Genomic DNA, 17,903 nt, shown 5'->3' on the forward strand with positions numbered 1-17,903 from the left:
TCGTTGCCCGCAAGATAAGCCTCGACCGTGCTCCCCTACCGGTTGTCGGCAAGGATCATGTCCGCCGCCTTTTCGGCGATCATGATGGTTGGCGAATTGGTGTTGCCGGAGGTGATCCGCGGCATGATCGAGGCATCGGCGACACGCAGGCGGCCGAGCGCGCGCAGCCGCAGCCGCGGATCGACGACGCTCTCGGCGTCGCTGCCCATCCGCAGCGTGCCGACGGGATGGAAGATGGTGGTGCCGATGTCGCCGGCAGCCCGTTTCAGCTCCGCGTCGGTCTCGTAGGACGGGCCGGGCTTGTATTCCTCGGGCCGGAAGCGCGCGAAGGCCGGCTTGGCGACGATCTCGCGCGTCAGGCGGATCGCGCGGACGGCAACGTCCCGGTCGCCCTCCGTCGAGAGATAGTTCGGGCGGATCTGCGGCTGCATGGAAAAATCAGGGCCGTTGAGATGGACCGAGCCACGGCTTTCCGGCCGCAGGTTGCATACGCTTGCCGTCATGGCCGGGAAACGGTGCACGGGATCGCCGAACCTGTCGAGCGAGACGGGCTGCACATGATATTGCAGGTCCGGCGTCTCCCTGTCCGGGCCGGAACGGGTGAAGATGCCGAGCTGGCTCGGCGCCATGGACATCGGGCCGGACCGGCGCAGTGCATATTCCAGGCCGATCGACGCCTTGCCGACCAGGCTGCTCGCCTTCTCGTTCAGCGTCGGCACGCCCGTCACCTTGTAAACCAGGCGAAGCTGCAGATGATCCTGCAGGTTTTCACCGACCCCTCGCACCTCAGCAACCACCGGCACGCCCGCCTGCTGCAGTACCTCGCCCCGCCCGACGCCGGAAAGCTCGAGGATGTGCGGCGAGCCGATCGCCCCGGCACTGAGGATGGTTTCCCGCCGCGCCCTGACGTTTCGGGCGACGCCGTCGCGCTGGAACTCAACGCCCGTGACCTCCCCGTTCTCGATCACCAGCCGGCTTGCCTGCGCCTTGGTGAGGATCGTCAGGTTGCTGCGGCCTCTGGCAGGTTTCAGGAACGCCTTCGCCGTGTTCCAGCGAATGCCCGACCGCTGGTTGACGTCGAAATAGGCGGAGCCCTCGTTGTCGCCGCGGTTGAAATCCGCCGTCGGCGGGATGCCGGCTTCTTCCGCGGCCTTGCGGAAGGCGTCGAGCACCGCCCAGCGCACGCGCGACGTCTCGACCCGCCATTCGCCGCCGACCCCGTGCATCTCGTCAGCACCGCCATAGTGGTCTTCCGATTTGCGGAAATAGGGCAGCACGTCCTCCCAGCCCCAGCCGTCGCAGCCCGCCTGGCGCCAGAGGTCGTAGTCGCGCGCCTGGCCGCGCATGTAGATCATGCCGTTGATCGAGGAGCAGCCGCCGAGCACCTTCCCGCGCGGATAGTTGAGGGCGCGCCCGTTCAGCCCCTCTTCCGGCTCGGTGCGGAAACACCAGTCGGTGCGCGGATTGTTGATGCAATAGAGATAGCCGACCGGGATATGGATCCAGTGATAGTTGTCGCTGCCGCCGGCTTCCAGCAGCAGGACGCGATTGGCGCCGTCCGCCGAAAGGCGGTTCGCCAGCACGCTTCCCGCGCTTCCCGCGCCGACGATGATATAGTCGTATTCCTCCATTCCAGCCTCCGTCGTCCATCGTTCCCGCGCTCGATGGGGAGCAGCAGGTCGCCATGATCCTGATTGTCGCAAGCGGGGCCGGCGGCCGGCCCCGGTTCCCTACCGCCTGTGCTCGAAGCCCAGCCGCCGCCCGAGGCGGGAGGCATAGAACTCGCCGACCACGCCGCGGCGGAAGAGCAGCACGCACGCCATGAAGACCACGCCCGTCACGATCGTCACGGGGAAGTCGGACGTGGCGAGGTAGTTCTGCAAGGTCACGACCAGCCCGGCGCCGAAGACGGGGCCGATGAGCGTGCCGATGCCGCCGAGCAGCGTCATCAGGATCACCTCGCCGGACATCTGCCAGGTGACGTCGGTCAGCGTCGCGAACTGGAAGACCAGCGCCTTGACCCCGCCGGCAAGCCCGGCAAGCGCCGCCGACATGACGAAGGCGCCGAGCTTGTAGTACTGCACCGAGTAGCCGAGCGAGACGGCGCGTTGCTCGTTCTCGCGGATCGATTTCAGGATCATGCCGAAGGGCGAGTTGACGAAGCGCCAGATGATAAGCAGCCCGATCACGAAGACGGCGAGCGTGAAATAGTACATGTTGGTGGAGACCGAGAGGTCGACCAGGCCGAAGAGATGGCCGCGCGGCACGCCCTGGATGCCGTCCTCGCCCTTGGTGAACTCCGCCTGCAGGCAGAAGAAATAGAACATCTGCGAGAGCGCCAGCGTGATCATCGCGAAATAGATGCCCTGCCGGCGGATGGCGAAGAAGCCGATGACGAGGCCGAGCACGGCCGCGCCGAAAACGCCGAGCAGCACGCCCAGTTCCGGCGTCCAGTGCCACTCCTTGACCGCATGCGCGGTGAAATAGGCCGCGCCGCCGAAGAAGGCCGCATGCCCGAAGGAGAGCAGGCCCGTATAACCGATCAGCAGGTTGAAGGCGCAGGCAAAGAGGGCGAAGCACAGGAGCTTCATCAGGAACACGGGGTAGAGGAAGGCGGGCGCGACGGCGAGCGCGGCAAGCCCCACCAGGAGGAAACCAAGCCGGATCGAAGACGCCATGGCGCTGTGCGCCTCCGTCCGCCCGCCGGTTTCGGTCGTTTCAGCCATGTCCGCCATGTCACGCATCCTTCCCGAAGAGACCAGCCGGCCGAAGCAGGAGCACGATGGCCATGATGACGAAGATCACGATGTTCGAGGCCTCGGGATAGAAGACCTTGGTGAGGCCTTCGGCGATCCCGAGCATGTAGCCCGTGACGATCGCACCGAGGATCGAGCCCATGCCGCCCACGACGACCACCGCGAAGACCACGATGATGAGGTTCGTGCCCATCAGCGGCGAGACCTGGTAGATCGGCGCGGCGAGCACGCCGGCGAAGGCGGCGAGCGCGGCGCCGAGGCCGTAGGTGAGGGTCAGGAGCAGCGGCACGTTGATGCCGAAGGCCTGCACGAGCACAGTGTTCTCGGTCGCCGCACGAAGGTAGGAGCCGAGCTTGGTCTTCTCGATCAGGAGCCAGGTTCCGAGGCAGGTGACGAGCGAGACCACGACGACCCAGCCGCGATAGTTGGGCAGGAACATGAAGCCGAGATTGGTGCCGCCGGCAAGCGACGGCGGCACCGAATAGGGCTGGCCGGCCGCGCCGTAGAGATAGCGGAACGTGCCTTCGATCGTCAGCGCCAGGCCGAAGGTGAAGAGCAGGCCGTAGAGCGGGTCGAGGTCGTAGAGGCGGCTCAGCATCGTGCGCTCGATCAGCGCCCCGAACAGGCCGACGACGAGCGGCGCGATCAGCAGCGCCAGCCAATAGTTGACCCCGAGATATTGCAGGAGCAGCAGGGCGACGAAAGCGCCCAGCATGTATTGTGCGCCATGCGCGAAGTTGATCACCCGCAGGAGGCCGAAGATGACGGCGAGGCCGAGGCTCAGGAGGGCATAGAACGAGCCGTTGATCAGCCCGATCAGCAACTGGCCGAGGAATGCCTGCAGGGGAATACCGAAGATCGTCGTCATGGCGTCAGACTCCGAGGACTTTGTGGAGCATGGTCATGCGGTCCGGCAGTTCCGAAACCGGGAAATCCGCCACCATCCGGCCATGGTCCATCAGATAGAAGCGGTCGGCGATCTTGCTCGCGAAGCGGAAGTTCTGCTCGACGAGCAGGATGGTCATGCCCCGCGCCTTGAGCTTCCTCAGCACCTCGCCGATGCGCTGCACGATCACCGGCGCGAGGCCCTCCGTCGGTTCGTCGAGGATCAGGAGACGGACGCCGGTGCGCAGGATGCGCGCCATGGCCAGCATCTGCTGCTCGCCGCCGGACAGTTTCGTTCCGGGGCTCGTCCGGCGTTCCAGGAGGTTCGGGAAGAGCTCGTAGATCTCGTCGAGCGCCATGCCGCCATCCGCCACGACCGGCGGCAGCAGCAGGTTTTCCTCGACGGTGAGGCTCGCGAAGATGCCGCGCTCCTCCGGCACGAAACCGATACCGGCATGGGCGGTGCGGTGAAGCGGCACCGACAGCATGTCGCGGCCGGCGAAGCGGATCTCACCGCGGCGCTGGCGGATGATGCCCATGATCGTTCTCAGCGTCGTCGTCTTGCCGACGCCGTTGCGGCCGAGGATGGTGATCATCTCGCCCTCGCCGACCGACATGTCGACGCCGTGCAGGACGTGGCTTTCGCCATACCAGGCATGCAGGTTGCCAACCTGAAGAAGCGCTCCCATGTCAGGCCTCCTCCGTGCCCATATAGGCGACGCGCACCCGCGGGTCCTCGCTCACCGTCCGATAGTCGCCCTCCGCGAGGATCTCCCCGCGCTGGAGGACGGTCACATGGTCGCAGATGTCGGCGACGACCTTCAGGTTATGCTCCACCATCAGCACGGCGCGATCGCGCGCGACATTGCGGATGATGCCCGCCACGACGGCGACGTCCTCCCCGCCCATGCCGGCCATCGGCTCGTCGAGCAGCAGGACCTTCGGATCGAGCGCCAGCGTGGTCGCGATCTCCAGCACGCGCTTGCGCCCATAGGAAAGGTCCGCTGCCATGACATTGCGTGCCTCCGAGAGGCCGACGGCGGAAATGAGCTGGTCGGCGCGTTCGTTCAGCCGGTCGAGCGCCGACAGCGGCCGCCAGAACTGCGTGGCGAGCCCGTTCGGCCGCTGCAGGGCGACGCGCACATTGTCGAGCACGGAAAGGTGCGGGAAGACCGCGGAGATCTGGAACGACCGCACCAGGCCCATGCGGGCGACGCGGTCCGGCGCCATGCCCGTTATGTCGGTCCCGAGCAGGGTGATCGTGCCGCTGGTCGGGGTCAGGAACTTGGTCAGGAGGTTGAAGACCGTCGTCTTGCCCGCGCCGTTCGGCCCGATGAGGGCATGGACGCGCGCGTGGTGCACGTCGAGGTCCACGTTGCTGACAGCGTTGAAGTCGCCGAAGCGCATGCCGAGGCCGCGGGCGGACAGCACCACCCGCGGCTCCTCCTTGCTTTGTGGTACGGCGAGCGTCATCACCAAACCGGCCGCCGCTTACTGCGAGACCAGCGGGCAGCCGCTCTTGGCCGGATCGATGAAGGCCTCGTCGCCCGGAATGGTCGCGAGCACCTTGTAGTAGTCCCACGCCACGTCGCTCTCGCCGGGCTTCTTCACTTCCATGAGGTACATGTCGTGGATCATGCGGCCATTGGCGCCGACCTTGCCGTTTTCGGCGAAGACGTCGTTGACCGGCATTTCGTGCAGCGCCTTGGCGACGGCTTCCGTCTCGTCGGTCCCGGCCTTCTCGATCGCTTTCAGATATTGCAGGACGGCGGAATAGGTGCCGGCATGCACCATGTTCGGCATCGCGCCGGTGCGGTCGAAGAAGCGCTTGCCGAACTCGGCCGCCTCGGGCGTGCGGTTCCAGTAGAAGCCTTCCGTCAGCGTCAGGCCCTGGGCCGCTTCGAGGCCGAGGCCGTGCACCTCGGCCAGCGTGAAGAGCAGCGCGGCGAGCCGCTGGCCGCCGGCGACGATGCCGAATTCCGCTGCCTGCTTGATCGAGTTGGAGGTGTCGAGGCCGGCATTGGCAAGGCCGATCACCTTGGCGCCCGACGATTGCGCCTGCAGCAGGAAGGACGAATAGTCCGTGGTCGCCAGCGGATGGCGCACCGCCCCCGAGACTGTGCCGCCGTTCGCCTTGACGAAGTTGGCGGTGTTTTCCTCGAGCGAATAGCCGAAGGCATAGTCCGCGGTCAGGAAGAACCAGGTGTCGCCGCCTTCCTTCACGAGCGCGCCGCCCGTGCCGACGGCGAGCGAATAGGTGTCGTAGGCCCAATGGAAGCCGTAGGGGCTGCACTGGGCGCCCGTCAGTTCGGTCGTGGCCGCGCCGGTGACGATGTCGATCTTCTTCTTTTCCTTGGAGATCGCCTGGACGGCGAGCGCGACGGAGGACGTCGTCAGCTCCATGATCGCGTCCACCTGCTCGGTGTCGTACCATTGGCGCGCGATGTTCGAAGCGATGTCCGGCTTGTTCTGGTGGTCGGCGGTGATGACCTCGACGGATGCGCCCAGCACCTTGCCACCGTAGTCCTCGACCGCCATCTTGGCCGCCTCGTAGGAATACTTGCCGCCGAAATTGGCATAGACGCCGGACTGGTCGTTCAGGATGCCGATCTTCACCACGCCGTCGGACGCGTCGGCATAGGCCGCCGTGGAGCTTGCGAGCAGTACGGCCATGGATGCAATCAATCTGGTGCGCATGATTTCTCCTCCCAGAGAATACGAAAGTGCAATCTGTTCAAAAATGTCCGGACACTCTCCTCAAAGCGTCTGGCTCGCCTTGCAGTTTCCGGAATTTCGGCGTTGACACAAGGGCGGATGGCTGGCTATTTGCGAACAAAGCCTGTTCATTTTTGAACAGATGGAGCCACGCGCGTGCATCCGCAGTTTACCTGGGACGACCTGCAGTTCTTCCTCGCGGTGGCACGGACCGGACACCTTTCCGCGGCGGCACGCCAACTCCGCACGAGCCATGCCACGGTCTCGCGCCGCATCGACCGGCTGGAATTCACCCTCAAGGTCAAGCTCTTCGAGCGCAATGCGCGCGGCTACATCCTCACGCAGATGGGGCAGCGCTTCGTCGAGACGGCCGAGCGCATCGAGGGCGAGACGGAGCGGCTCCAGGCCGACATCTCTTCCGGCGCGACGTCGCAGCGCGGCGTCGTCCGGCTGAGCGCGCCCGAAGGCTTTTCCAACTTCTTCTTCGCCGAGCACCTGCCGGCCTTCGTGCGGCAATGTCCGGCGGTCTCGCTGGAACTGGTGACGATCCAGCAGATCATGTCGCTCTCGCGCAAGGAGGCCGACGTCGCCGTCACGCTCGATCCGCCGAAGGCCGGTCCCTATTTCGCCGAGAAGATCCTGGACTACAGCCTGCATGTCTACGGGGCACGATCCTATCTGGCCGCGAAGCCGCCCATCTCGACGCGGGACGACCTGCTGGCCCATCCCTTCATCGGCTATATCGAGGACATGATCTTCGCTCCGGGACTGGACTATCTCGGAGACGTTCATCGCGGGATCAAGGCGGCTTTCCAAAGCTCGAGCATCTTCGCCCAGCTGACGGCGACGCGCAACGGCCTCGGCCTCTGCGTGCTGCCGCATTTTATCGCGGCGCGTTATCCCGAACTCGAAATCGTGCTGCCGCAGACCGTGGACCTGCGGCGCAGCTACTGGCTGCTCTGCCACCGCGACATGCGCGACGTGCCGCGCATCCGCAGTGTCATCGGGTATCTCGGCGGCATGGTGCGCACCAATGCCCCCCTCTTCGTCCGCGACCGGCGGGCCGAGGCCTCGACGGACGTTCCGAACGCAAGCCCCGCCGACGAACCCTACCGCCCGCCCCTTTTGAGCCACAGATAGGCAGCTGCGGTCCAGGAAAAGCCGAGGCCGCCGCAGCCCTCGCCGGTTTCCGGATCGAAGTACTCGGCAAAGCCTTCGCGTTCGATTGCCGAAAGCGTCGAGCCCCGCAGCTCCTCGGCGAAGGCGCCTTCGCCATTGCGGCGCAGCCCCTCCATCAGCAGCCAGTTGATGATGCCCCAGGCGGGGCCACGCCAGTAGCGCTTCGGCTCATAGGCGGCAAGGCCGGGCTTCGTCGTCGGGAACGCAACCTTCAGACCGGCCGACCAGCGCCGCATCTCCGCAACGGCCGCCGACGCCATCGCGGCTTCCAGGTCGAGCGCGAGAAGCGGGAGGAAGCCCGCCTGCGTCGCCGCCTCGATGTCCGCGCCGGATACGAGGTCGCGCGAGACGAAGCGGGACAGCGCCGGGCGCCACTGGCCGAGGATGGCCTTGCGGCTGAGGGCGTTGAAGGCCGCGATCTCTTCCGCCTCTTCCGTCCTGCCGAACAGGCGTGCGAGATGCTCCAGATCCTCGCCCGCCTTCAGGAGGATGGCCGTCGTCTGGATTTCGGCGACCTTGAACGGCGCCCTCGCCCATTGATCCGCCGGGTTCCAGCCGCAGTCGGCATAGGTATCCAACAGATGGATGAAGCGGCGATAGTCCTCGTCGCGCGGCCGCATGTCCGCATGCACATGGCCGATGTCCTTGCGCACCACGGGCGTCGTGGTGGTGGTCGGCACGCGCGCCATCGCCGCGTCCCAGGCCGGCGAGTTGTCGCTGCCGCTTTCCCAGGGATGCAGCAGCGCGACGAGGCCGGTCCCCTCCGGGTCGCGGGCGGCATACCACCAGCGATGCCATTTGAGTGCGGCAAGATAGAGCGCAAGCGTGCGCTCCCTTGCCCCCTCGTCCGCGGCGTCGTGCACCTGGCGAAGGGCAATGGCGAAGACCGGCGGCTGTGTTATCCCCGACGTCGGAATGCCGTGCTTCGTGCGCCAGACGGAGGGACCGGGAAAATAGGTGTCGCTCGGCTGGTGGAAGACGATGTGCGGGATCATGCCGTCGGCCCACTGGCCTTCGGCAAGGCGCTCCAGCTCGCGATAGGCCCGGTCGACGTCGTAGAGGGCAAAGCCCATCGCGACGAAGGCCGAATCCCAGTTCCACTGGAAAGGATAGAGACGGTCGGTGGGGACCGTATAACCGCCGCGGTCGTTCACGGCCAGGATGCGTCTGGCTTCTTGGATATGGTCTGTCATGGTCTGCTCTGATGTTTCTGTGTTCATGCCGCCGACGGCGGGTAGGACTTGCCGCTTTCCGGGGAAAGCCAGGTGATGCGGTTCCGGTCGGGCCTGAGGCCGATCACGTCACCGCTCCGGACCGCTTCGGACGGCGGCAGGACGACGCGGGCGGGCTGTCCCTGGATCGAGCCTGTCAGGAGGAGATGCGAGCCCATCGGCTCCGCCACCCTGACCTGCATCTCCAATCCGGCCTCGCGCGGCACAAGCGCCACGGCCTCGCCGCGAAGGCCGAGCACCACGCTGTCGCCGGCGCCCTGCGGCACGGACAATTGTTCCGTCCCCGCGGCCACATGGCCGCGCTCCACCGGCACGGTGATGAAGTTCATCGGCGGATTGCCGATGAAGCCGCCGACGAAGCGCGTGGCGGGATGGTTGTAGATCTCCACTGGATCACCCACCTGCTCGACCACGCCGCCGTGCATCACCGCGATGCGGTCGGAAAGGCCCATGGCCTCCGTCTGGTCGTGCGTCACGTAGATCGTCGTGGTGCCGGCCGCCTGCAGCACCGTCTTGAGCTCGGTGCGCATCTCCAGGCGCAGCAGCGCGTCGAGGTTGGAGAGCGGCTCGTCCATCAGCAGCACCTTCGGCTCGACGGCAAGCGCCCGGGCGACGGCCACGCGCTGGCGCTGGCCGCCCGAAAGCTTGTTCGGATAGCGGTCGAGATAGGGCTCGATGTGGAGAAGGCCGGCCGCCTTCTCGACCTGCTTCTTCACGCGTGCCTCGTCGGCCTTCTGCATGCGCAGGCCGAAGGCGACGTTCTCGTAGACGGTCATGTGCGGGAAGACGGCGTAGTTCTGGAAGACCATCGCAAGGCCGCGCTCCTTCGGCGGCAGGCCGATGATCGAGCGGTCGCCGATGCGGATATCGCCGGCGGTCGCGCTTTCGAGCCCGGCGATGATACGCAGGAGCGTGGTCTTGCCGCAGCCCGAAGGGCCGAGCAGGGAGACGAACTCGCCGTCGTTGATCGTCAGCGAGACCTCTTTCAGGGCCTCGAAGGCGCCGAAGGCCTTGCGGATGCGGTCTATGACAATATTGGCCATGGCTTGGTCCCGTTATTTCGAGGAAATGCCCCAGATCGCGAACAGGTAGCGCCTGACCGCGAAGATGAAGATGACCGAGGGGAGGATGAGAAGGAGGCCGCCCGCGAAGCGGTAGTGCATCGGGCTTTCCGACAGGACCGTCAGCAGGTAGGCCGTCAGCGTGCGGTTGCGTACCGTCAGGACGGAGGCCGCGAAGACCTCGTTCCATGAGATGACGAAGGCGAAGACGGCCGTGGCGACGATGCCCGGCAGCGCCAGCGGCGCCACCACCTTGAAGAAGGCCTGGAGGCGCGTGCAGCCGAACACCCAGGCGGCCTCCTCCAGTTCCCGCGGCACGCCGAGGAAGATGCCCTGCGTGACGAGCGCGGCGAAGGGCAGCGCCAGCACCGTGTGGATGAGGCCGACGCCGACGATCGTGTCGTAGAGCCCGAGCCGGATGAAGGAGACGGTGAGCGGCAGGGCCAGGATCGCGAGCGGAAAGGCGCGGGTGAGGAGAACGAGCAGCCTGTAGCCGTCCTTGCCGGGGAAGGTGTAGCGGGCGAGCGCATAGCCGGCGGGCGCACCGAGCAGGATCGACAGCGCCACGGTGATGCCGGCCGCGCCGAGCGAGTTGAGGAAGCTCTGGACGACGCCCTCGGTCTTCAAGAACAGGAGGAAAGGCTCGATCGACAGGCCGGTGGGCAGGCCGGTCTTCGGCCATTGGTAGACGCCCGTGCGCCCGCCGAGCGCGCCGATCGCCACCAGATAGATGGGAACGATGACCCAGGAGCAGAGCGCGGCGATGCCGCTCCAAAGAAGGAGTCGGCGCGAGGAGGAAAATCCCGCAGTCTTCGTGGCTGTGCTCATGGCAGGCGCTCCGGATCGACCTTGACGATCTTGAGATAGACGAGGGTGGCGGCAAGCGAGATGACCATGATGAGCACCGCATAGGCAGCGGCCACGCCATAGTTCTGGTTCTGGTTCTGCCAGGCATAGGCCTCGCCGACGAGGACCGGGAAATTGCGCCCGCCGAGCGCGTAGACGACGGCGAAGACCTCGAAGGCGAGAACCGTGCGCAGGATGAGCGCCGATTGCAGCGCCGGGCGGATGAGCGGCAGGGTGATGCGCCAGAAGCGCGTCCACGGGCCGGCGCCGAAGACCTCGGCCGCCTCGCGGAATTCCTTCGGCACCTGGTTGAGGCCGGCGACGATGATGACCATGACGATCGCCGTGCCGCGCCAGATCTCGGCGATCGCGATGCCGATGAAGAGCGCCACCGGCGTCTGGTAGGTGAGCCAGGCGGTCTGCCGCTCGATCAGCCCGAGGCCGAAGAGCAGCGAGTTGAGATAGCCGGTGTTCTGCAGGATCGCGAGCCAGACCATGCCGGCCGCAAGATCGGAGATGCCGAGCGGAATGGTCCAGATCCACAGGATCGTCTCGCGCCCCGCGCCGATCTTCGAGACCAGCGTGCCCATGGCAAGGGCGATGGCGATCTGCACGGGGATGACGGCGAGCGCCAGCAGGAACGTGTTCTGCACGGACCGGGCGAAATTGATGTCGCCCGCCATCGTGCGGATATTGGCAAGCGACGGCGCGCCGTTTTCCGACAGCGCGAGCCACACGGTCTGCACCAGCGGCACCACGAAGAGCAGGGCGAGAAAGGCGACGGATGGCAGTATCAGGGCATAGGGTAGCCAGGGGCGATCATTGGTCATGGGCTCTTGCCTCGCAGGACATGCAGCGCACCGCGAGCGGAGGCGGCCTCTGGCCCTCCGCCCCGGCAGGACGTCTGGGATGCGGCCGGGCACGAAGGCCCGGCCGCGGTTGCCTTGGGAGGCTTATTCCACCGGGCAGGCCCCATCGCTTGCGGCATCCGGCGCCCAGCAGGCCGCACCGGTGTCAGCCATCAGCTTGGCAAGCACGTCGCCCTGGGATTTCAGGACATCGGCGACCGGCTCGTTCTGCAGGACGATGCGCTGGAAGCTGTCCATGTAGACCTTGTTGAACTCGCCGCCCTTGTCGCCGAGGCCGACGGGAAGCAGCGAGATGACCGCATCCTCGGCCGACTGCGTCGCCTTGACCGCGCCGGCCAGAAGCGCGACGCCCGGATCGAGATCCGTCGGCAGGTCGATGTTGAGGGTCGGGAAGAAGCCGACATGCGTGGCGGTCAGGAGCTGCGTATCCGGTTTCGTCAGATGCTCGATGACGGCGGTCGCCCCGACCACATCCGGTGCGCCCTTGGGGATCGCAAGGCCGGCGATGACCGGCATGTATCCCCGCCCCTTCGAGCCGGCCGGCGCCGGGAAGACGACATAGTCGTCGGGCGCGGCGGAGATCGCGTTCTTGAGGCGCGCGACGTGGTCCCATGCGACCATCACTTCGCCCGCGGCGAGCGGCTCCTGCATGAAGTCGTAATTGGTGGAGTTCGGCGTCACGACCGACCAGAGCTCCTTGAACGTCTCCCAGCCGGCGACCGCATCGGCATTGCGGAAGGTCCGCACCACCCCTCCCGTGAAGGACGGATAGAAATAGCCCTCGAAATACCGCGCCATCAGCCCCTTCGGACCGGCCGGGAAACCGATCTGCGGCTGGCCCGTCGCCTCCTGCATCGCCTTGCCCCAGGCGATGAGCTGGTCGTAGGTCAGCGCCTTCACATCGGCGCCTTCCGGCAGGTATTGCAACGCATCCTTGTGGGCGGCCATCACATAGGTCGCCTGCAGCCAGGGAATGTACTGCTGGCTGGACTTGCCGAGCTTGCCGAGGTCGAGGAAGGACTGCGGCATGCCGGCTTCGGCCAGTTTAGCGGCCAGCGTGTCGAGCGGCTCCAGCGCGTCCTTGTCGGCGATGGGCGACAGCTCGCCGTGAAGCGCGCCGACGAGGCTGATCGTGTGCTTGCCGGCCTGGCGCTCGGCTTCCATGCGCACGGCAAATTGCGGCGGCTCCTCAACGATGTAATCGACCGGGGCGTCAAGCCCCTTGAGAATCTCCTCGCGGACGACCGTCGCCTCCTCGATCGGGCGGAGCTGCGTGGAGAGAAAGACCGTCTGGGCGAGCGACGGCGAAGCGAGCGCCGCAACGATCGTGGCCAGGATTCCAAATGACAGCAATCGTTTCATGTTCTCCTCCTTATCAACGATGTGAATGTGCTCAGCGCGTCAGCGCGCTGCGGCGATGGCTCTCGCGATCGACGAATTCGATGCCATGCAGCTCCTGCAGGGTTTCTGCCGGCTCGCCGGCAATGGCGCGCAGCAGGAGCGAGGCGAAGTTCGCGCCGAGATTCTCCCCCGTCATGCGCATGGTCGACAGCGGCGGACTGGTGAACGCGCCCATCGGCAGGTCGTCGTGCGCGACGACGTCGACCGCCGCGCCGCCCTCCACTTCGCGCAGCGCCCGGAGCGCGCCGATCGCCATTTCGTCCGTCGCGCAGACGAGCGCGGTCGGCCGATCGGGCCGGCCGAGCAATTCGAGCGCCGCCCGGTAGCCGCCCTGCTCTATCGGCACGCCCTCGGCGCAAAGATCGGCGTCAAGGCCGAGCTCCTCCATGGCCGCCTGCCAGCCGCAGCGCCGGACATGGGCGAAATAGTATTCCTGCGGCCCGGCGATATGGCCGATGCGGCGATGGCCGACGGCGTGAAAGCGCATCGTTGCCCGGTGAAAGCCGGCAAAGCCGTCGCCATCGATGAAGGGATGGGGCACGGGCGATTCCGTCCGACCGTTGGTCACGAAGGGAATGCCTCGCGACTGCAGGAATTCGACGCGCTCGTCCTGTCGCCTGGTTCGCACGAGAAGCATGGCGTCGACGCGGCGGCCATCGACGAAGCGCTGGCAGAGTTCCAGTTCGCTTTCGCCACGCGGGACCGGGGCGATCACCAGGTTGAGGCCCGCATTGGCCAGGTGCTCGGCGCAGCCCGTCAGCATGTCCAGGAAGTGCGGCGGGCCGATATGGCCAGGATCGCTCGGCAGCGGAACGGCGACCAGCTCGGCCCGCTGCTTGCGCAGCCGGCGCGCCCAGGCATTCGGGTGGTATCCGGCTTTCTCGGCGGCCAGGCGCACGCGCTCCCGCGTGGCGGCAGACACATCGGGATAGCCGTCCAGGGCCCGCGAAACCGTTGTGATCGACAGGCCGAGAGCCTTCGCAAGTTGCTTGATGTTGGACATGCCATTCCTCCCGATGGCCTATTTGATTCCCCAAAACGTTTTGGACGTCAAGCCCAAAACGTTTTGGGGAATTGGCGATGCGCTTCGCCGCGGTCTTCCATATCGAAGGAGGCGGTCGGCGCCGTCCTCCTCTACCTTCTGCACGATGCGGGGCTGATGCGGCATGTCGATCGACTACATCGTCGAGCGCATCGGGATCGACCCTGTGGCGCTGGGCTCGGACTTCGACGGCACGGTCATTTCGGACGACATGAAGGACGCCGCCGACCTGCGACCACGATGACGTTCTCGCGCATGCCGCGCAGAGCCGGATCAAGGTGCCCTATCTGGACTACGGCCAGGTCTCGTTCTTCGGTACCGCCCTGCGGCTTTCGCCGACAGGCCGTTCCAACGCCGCACGGTGCACGAAAACTCGATCAGCGTCGGCCTGCGCGAGGTTGCCACACACGGCCGGGGCCTGTGCTGGCTGCCCCGAGATGCTCGTGAAGGAAAATCTTGCCGAACAGCGCCACGACGCCTCAGGCTTGAGCCTTGATGGTCATGCGACCATAGGCAACGAGGCCGAAGCCGGTCGCATACATCAAAAGGCCGAACAATGCCGGCGGTACGGCCACTTCCGGCGAGTGCATCATGGTGATTGCGAGAACCATGCCGATCGCCGCGTTTCGAATGCTGATCGAAAGGGTCACCGTGACGGCCTCGGCAGCAGACAGGCCAAGCACCCGTGAACCCAGCAAACCGAGGGCGATCGCGCAGAAAACCAGGGCGATGACCGCCGGCCCCGCATTGACGAGAATCTCCAGCCATCGCTCATACACCGAAATACCGATTCCGACGATCAGTGCCACCAGCACCACCAGGCCAAAGGCGCCGACCAGCTTTTCCGCACGGACGGCAAGAGCGGGGGCCTTGTGCCGGATCCCCATGCCGACGATCACGGGAAACAGGATGATCGTGATCATCACCCCGATCGTGCGCAGCACGGGGAGGTAGATGCGGGCATCGCCGTCACTCAGGCGTTCGATCGCGAAATTGGCGAAAAGCGGCAGCGTCGCAATCGCGACCAGACTGCCGACGGCACTCAACGCGATCGACAACGCCAGGTCCCCCCGCGCGAGGTAGGAAAACAGGCTGGACGTGGTGCCGATCGGGCAAGCGGCAACGATAACGAGACCGACCGCGATTTCCGGCGGCAGGCCCATGAGCACGGCAAGCGACAGACCCACCAGCGGAAGAAGCAGGAGCGCGGCCGCGATGCCCCAGATCAGGGCCTTCGGCCGCATGGCCACGCGGTGGAAATCAACGGGGGCGAGCGTCATGCCGATGCCCGTCATGATGATGAAGACGGCAACCGGCAGGCCGATGTCGATGAGGACGGACTGTTCCATGCGACTGCTCTTTCCAACAGAGGCGTTACGGTCCCGCCCGGCCGCCTAGCTTTGATCCATCGGCCCCCGGAATGCAACCGGCCTGTGTCGCGCATCCCGGCCGGCACGCCGCCGCCCGCCGCCGCCATCATGGTGACGGCAAGGCCACCGAGCAGCGTGCGCTCCGGCCGCGCCCGGCCGCGCACGAGCGCAAGGCCGATGCCCGCCGAGACGGTGAAGGCGCCGGCCGCCGCGCCGATGGAGAAAAGGACCGGATCGAGCGCCGTCGTCGAGACGACAACAAGCAGCACGGCGATCGTCGCCCCGCGCGAAACACCGAGGGCCTCCGGCGCGGCGAGCGGATTGGAGGTGCGGCCGAGACCCGGGTTTCCTTTACCGCCATTGCGCTCATGAAAGCCTGCCCCAAATATGATGAATTCCTTCATATTTTCGCGGGCGCCGCCTGACAAGCCCAATAGCAGACGCCCGGCGCGGGGGCTCCAGCCTCCCCGCAGGTGGCATTCTGTACGGGCGTGGGAACAGGCCTTCGGCCACGTCATCAAGGAGAATGCCGGTGGCGGTTTCCTTTATCGCAGGCGTCCAGCGATTTTGAGGAAAGATGGGATCAGCCTTGCCATGGCCGGTCACGGCCATCGGGATCATCTTGCTGCTTGTACTTGCTCGTCAGTCGTCCGCGGCTGCCCGGAGGTAAGCCCTCGACAAGAGGCGGGCCTCCTCGCGAAATCTGCTGAGCACCTCGGGCCCTGAAGCCAAGGCGCCGAAGCTTCCGCGAGAGAGCCCGGCAAGGGCTGACAGAAGCGTGAAGGCGACCCGCCCGAAATCGCCGTATCTTGCATCGGAGGCGTTTTCGAGCCCCCTTACGACAGCCGTTTCCAGCCGCTTGTAGACACCTGCGGACAATCGGAACTGATCTATCGCGCCGGCGACCCGGTAAAGAGCGGTCGTTGCATCGGGACGCGCGATCTTCACGGAGACATAGGCATCGGCGATGCTGTCGGCGAGATCGGAAAGTGGTCGTTTGGCCCCGTCGGCGCTGACGCGCTCGATCGCCTCGGCCATGTCCTCGAAATGGCGCAGCAGGATCGCATAGAGCAGCGCATCCTTGTTCGGGAAATACTGGTAGAGCGTGCCGACCGAAACCCCGGCGCGCTCTGCCACCCGTGTCGTCGTCAGCCGTGCCAGACCCTCCGAGAGCAAAACCTGAATAGCAGCCTCGTGAATGGCTTCGATAGTCGCGCCAGCGCGCGCCTGGACAGGCGGTTTTCGTGGCTGGAGTCGTTGAGGAACGGCGCTTTCCAAATGCGAATACCGAAGTGAAGGATTGTTCAGTTATATTGACGACATCACCTGCTGGTCAAGCGCGGCGTCCGGAGCGACGGGCAACGACAGCCTCCAGCGATGGCGTGCAAAGCTCGGTTTCAGGTCGCGGCAAGCAAAGGACAACGAGATGATCGATGATATCAAAGGTTGGAGTGGACCCCGGATGACCCGCAGGCGGTTCCTGGTGTCCGCCGCCGGTGCAGCCGCCGTCACATCCGCGCCCGCGCTGTCGATGACGGCTTCCAAGGCGATGGCCCAGGCGCCCCGTGTCCTCAAGTTCAGCGATCATGAGCCGCTCGGCGGAATGCGAACCCGTTTCCTCAAGGACGTCGTGTTTCCGGCGATCGAGGCGGAATCGAACGGACGCCTCAAGATCGAGGATCACTGGAACGGCGAGATCGCCGCAGCCTATGACGCACTCGGCGCCGTGACCGATGGAACCACCGACATCGGCACCGTCGTGCCGGAATACACCGCAAGGCAGCTGCCGCTGCACCAGATATTCAAGAGTTTCATCACTGGTCCGGTCGGCGGCCGGCAGATCGATTTCTTCGAGCGCGTCTATGCGGAAGTCCCCGCCTTCCCGGCGGAGCTGGACAAGAACAACATCGTCCAGATCTATTTCGGCACGGGATATCCGGTGGCGTTTTTCCGCAACGCGCCCATGGCCGGCCTGGAAGACCTGCGGGGTGGCAAGTGGCGATCCGCCAGCTTCTGGCATCTGGATTTCCTCAAGAACACCGGGGCTATGCCCGTGACCATGCACTGGGGACCGGAAATCCCCGCCGCCTTGAAGGCGAAGGAACTGGATGGCCTCATGGTGAACGTCGACAGCGGCTACATGCTGAAAGTTCACGAAACAGCACCACATGTGCTGGTTTCAAGGGATTTGTGGTTAGGCCATGTCTACATCCTGTCCATGAACAAGGATGTCTGGAACAGCCTTGCGCAGGAAGACAGGAACGCCATCCGTCGTGCCGCCAGAAGCTCCTACCAGACACTGGGTGCTGCCATGGACAAGAGCTTCGACGCGCAGCTGGAGGACCTGAGGAAGGCCGGTGCGACCGTACGGATCCTTGAACCTGCGGAGGTGCGGCAGTTCCAGGCAGCCACCCGGTACAAGGAGGTGCAGGCCGCTTGGGCAGGAGAACAAAAGGGACAGGGCGTTGCGGACGCCGACGTCGTTGTCGGGAAGGTCACGTCAGTTATGGACGATTTTGTCGGGTGAGCGCTCGCCGGAGCCGAAAA

Annotated in this window: 17 protein-coding genes and 1 pseudogene; 3 read left to right on the top strand and 15 right to left on the bottom strand. The window is 65.5% G+C overall.

Features of this window, described 5'->3' with window-relative positions; all coding sequences use genetic code 11:
* Positions 1-35 precede the first annotated feature (35 nt).
* The 6 genes from AABF56_RS27185 to AABF56_RS27210 form a co-directional block, all read right to left on the bottom strand.
* Positions 36-1,631, bottom strand: a complete 1,596-nt coding sequence (locus tag AABF56_RS27185) for a GMC family oxidoreductase (protein ID WP_272808214.1) — start codon at positions 1,629-1,631, stop codon at positions 36-38.
* A gap of 99 nt (positions 1,632-1,730) precedes the next feature.
* The gene (locus AABF56_RS27190) at positions 1,731-2,735 is read right to left on the bottom strand and encodes a branched-chain amino acid ABC transporter permease (RefSeq protein ID WP_272808215.1); all 1,005 of its coding nucleotides are present in this window, start codon (positions 2,733-2,735) and stop codon (positions 1,731-1,733) included.
* A gap of 1 nt (position 2,736) precedes the next feature.
* Positions 2,737-3,624 (bottom strand): branched-chain amino acid ABC transporter permease, encoded by an 888-nt coding sequence (locus AABF56_RS27195; protein ID WP_272808216.1) that lies wholly within the window; start codon positions 3,622-3,624, stop codon positions 2,737-2,739.
* A 4-nt stretch (positions 3,625-3,628) separates the two neighbouring features.
* Positions 3,629-4,330, bottom strand: coding sequence for an ABC transporter ATP-binding protein (locus AABF56_RS27200; RefSeq protein ID WP_244770617.1), 702 nt, complete (start codon positions 4,328-4,330; stop codon positions 3,629-3,631).
* 1 nt (position 4,331) lies between these two features.
* A complete protein-coding gene (locus AABF56_RS27205; protein ID WP_244770618.1) occupies positions 4,332-5,114 on the bottom strand; it encodes an ABC transporter ATP-binding protein in 783 nt (260 codons plus the stop codon).
* 18 nt (positions 5,115-5,132) lie between these two features.
* Complete coding sequence (locus tag AABF56_RS27210) at positions 5,133-6,338, bottom strand: ABC transporter substrate-binding protein (protein WP_272808217.1); 1,206 nt, start codon at positions 6,336-6,338, stop codon at positions 5,133-5,135.
* A gap of 174 nt (positions 6,339-6,512) precedes the next feature.
* On the opposite strand from AABF56_RS27210, the gene AABF56_RS27215 reads away from it, so the two are divergent.
* On the top strand, positions 6,513-7,496 hold the full coding sequence (locus AABF56_RS27215) for a LysR family transcriptional regulator (protein WP_244770620.1): 984 nt from the start codon (positions 6,513-6,515) through the stop codon (positions 7,494-7,496).
* On the opposite strand, the gene AABF56_RS27220 is transcribed toward AABF56_RS27215, so the two are convergent.
* The 6 genes from AABF56_RS27220 to AABF56_RS27245 all read right to left on the bottom strand — a co-directional run bounded on the left by AABF56_RS27220 (position 7,466) and on the right by AABF56_RS27245 (position 13,947).
* Positions 7,466-8,728, bottom strand: a complete 1,263-nt coding sequence (locus AABF56_RS27220) for an MGH1-like glycoside hydrolase domain-containing protein (RefSeq protein ID WP_272808218.1) — start codon at positions 8,726-8,728, stop codon at positions 7,466-7,468. The two genes, AABF56_RS27215 and AABF56_RS27220, sit on opposite strands and share 31 nt — an antisense overlap.
* Before the next feature lie 23 nt (positions 8,729-8,751).
* Complete coding sequence (locus AABF56_RS27225; protein ID WP_272808219.1) at positions 8,752-9,810, bottom strand: ABC transporter ATP-binding protein; 1,059 nt, start codon at positions 9,808-9,810, stop codon at positions 8,752-8,754.
* A gap of 12 nt (positions 9,811-9,822) precedes the next feature.
* The gene (locus tag AABF56_RS27230; protein WP_272808220.1) at positions 9,823-10,656 is read right to left on the bottom strand and encodes a carbohydrate ABC transporter permease; all 834 of its coding nucleotides are present in this window, start codon (positions 10,654-10,656) and stop codon (positions 9,823-9,825) included.
* Positions 10,653-11,504 (bottom strand): carbohydrate ABC transporter permease, encoded by an 852-nt coding sequence (locus AABF56_RS27235; protein ID WP_244770624.1) that lies wholly within the window; start codon positions 11,502-11,504, stop codon positions 10,653-10,655. Before AABF56_RS27235 ends, AABF56_RS27230 begins: the two co-directional genes overlap by 4 nt.
* A 123-nt stretch (positions 11,505-11,627) precedes the next feature.
* Positions 11,628-12,905, bottom strand: a complete 1,278-nt coding sequence (locus tag AABF56_RS27240) for an ABC transporter substrate-binding protein (protein WP_272808221.1) — start codon at positions 12,903-12,905, stop codon at positions 11,628-11,630.
* A 31-nt stretch (positions 12,906-12,936) separates the two neighbouring features.
* Positions 12,937-13,947, bottom strand: a complete 1,011-nt coding sequence (locus AABF56_RS27245) for a substrate-binding domain-containing protein (RefSeq protein WP_272808222.1) — start codon at positions 13,945-13,947, stop codon at positions 12,937-12,939.
* A gap of 169 nt (positions 13,948-14,116) precedes the next feature.
* Between AABF56_RS27245 and AABF56_RS27250 the strand changes: the two are divergent.
* Positions 14,117-14,221, top strand: a pseudogene (locus AABF56_RS27250) (membrane dipeptidase); the annotation flags it as partial.
* Positions 14,222-14,465: 244 nt separating this feature from the next.
* On the opposite strand, the gene AABF56_RS27255 reads toward AABF56_RS27250, so the two are convergent.
* The 3 genes from AABF56_RS27255 to AABF56_RS27265 form a co-directional block, all read right to left on the bottom strand.
* Positions 14,466-15,335, bottom strand: a complete 870-nt coding sequence (locus tag AABF56_RS27255; protein WP_244770627.1) for a bile acid:sodium symporter family protein — start codon at positions 15,333-15,335, stop codon at positions 14,466-14,468.
* Positions 15,278-15,760: an iron chelate uptake ABC transporter family permease subunit gene (locus AABF56_RS27260; RefSeq protein WP_272808223.1), complete on the bottom strand. Its 483-nt coding sequence runs from the start codon at positions 15,758-15,760 to the stop codon at positions 15,278-15,280. The genes AABF56_RS27255 and AABF56_RS27260 overlap by 58 nt, the downstream gene beginning before the upstream one ends.
* A gap of 238 nt (positions 15,761-15,998) precedes the next feature.
* A complete protein-coding gene (locus AABF56_RS27265; RefSeq protein ID WP_272808224.1) occupies positions 15,999-16,634 on the bottom strand; it encodes a TetR/AcrR family transcriptional regulator in 636 nt (211 codons plus the stop codon).
* Between the two features lie 148 nt (positions 16,635-16,782).
* Here AABF56_RS27265 and dctP point away from each other — a divergent pair, with 148 nt between their 5' ends.
* A complete protein-coding gene (gene dctP, locus AABF56_RS27270) occupies positions 16,783-17,883 on the top strand; it encodes a TRAP transporter substrate-binding protein DctP (RefSeq protein ID WP_272808225.1) in 1,101 nt (366 codons plus the stop codon).
* The last annotated feature ends 20 nt before the right edge of the window (positions 17,884-17,903 follow it).

It is taken from the genome of Shinella sp. WSC3-e (assembly GCF_945994535.1).
Lineage (GTDB): Bacteria > Pseudomonadota > Alphaproteobacteria > Rhizobiales > Rhizobiaceae > Shinella > Shinella yambaruensis.

What these genes read in the sequence shown, in the direction of transcription:
- AABF56_RS27190 (WP_272808215.1), bottom strand. Translation starts at nt 2,735, where the DNA reads ATGGCGGACATGGCTGAAACGACCGAAACCGGCGGGCGGACGGAGGCG.
- AABF56_RS27230 (WP_272808220.1), bottom strand. Translation starts at nt 10,656, where the DNA reads ATGAGCACAGCCACGAAGACTGCGGGATTTTCCTCCTCGCGCCGACTC.
- AABF56_RS27255 (WP_244770627.1), bottom strand. Translation starts at nt 15,335, where the DNA reads ATGGAACAGTCCGTCCTCATCGACATCGGCCTGCCGGTTGCCGTCTTC.
- AABF56_RS27195 (WP_272808216.1), bottom strand. Translation starts at nt 3,624, where the DNA reads ATGACGACGATCTTCGGTATTCCCCTGCAGGCATTCCTCGGCCAGTTG.
- AABF56_RS27220 (WP_272808218.1), bottom strand. Translation starts at nt 8,728, where the DNA reads ATGACAGACCATATCCAAGAAGCCAGACGCATCCTGGCCGTGAACGAC.
- AABF56_RS27200 (WP_244770617.1), bottom strand. Translation starts at nt 4,330, where the DNA reads ATGGGAGCGCTTCTTCAGGTTGGCAACCTGCATGCCTGGTATGGCGAA.
- AABF56_RS27260 (WP_272808223.1), bottom strand. Translation starts at nt 15,760, where the DNA reads ATGAAGGAATTCATCATATTTGGGGCAGGCTTTCATGAGCGCAATGGC.
- AABF56_RS27210 (WP_272808217.1), bottom strand. Translation starts at nt 6,338, where the DNA reads ATGCGCACCAGATTGATTGCATCCATGGCCGTACTGCTCGCAAGCTCC.
- AABF56_RS27240 (WP_272808221.1), bottom strand. Translation starts at nt 12,905, where the DNA reads ATGAAACGATTGCTGTCATTTGGAATCCTGGCCACGATCGTTGCGGCG.
- AABF56_RS27245 (WP_272808222.1), bottom strand. Translation starts at nt 13,947, where the DNA reads ATGTCCAACATCAAGCAACTTGCGAAGGCTCTCGGCCTGTCGATCACA.
- AABF56_RS27185 (WP_272808214.1), bottom strand. Translation starts at nt 1,631, where the DNA reads ATGGAGGAATACGACTATATCATCGTCGGCGCGGGAAGCGCGGGAAGC.
- AABF56_RS27225 (WP_272808219.1), bottom strand. Translation starts at nt 9,810, where the DNA reads ATGGCCAATATTGTCATAGACCGCATCCGCAAGGCCTTCGGCGCCTTC.
- AABF56_RS27235 (WP_244770624.1), bottom strand. Translation starts at nt 11,504, where the DNA reads ATGACCAATGATCGCCCCTGGCTACCCTATGCCCTGATACTGCCATCC.
- AABF56_RS27205 (WP_244770618.1), bottom strand. Translation starts at nt 5,114, where the DNA reads ATGACGCTCGCCGTACCACAAAGCAAGGAGGAGCCGCGGGTGGTGCTG.
- dctP (WP_272808225.1), top strand. Translation starts at nt 16,783, where the DNA reads ATGATCGATGATATCAAAGGTTGGAGTGGACCCCGGATGACCCGCAGG.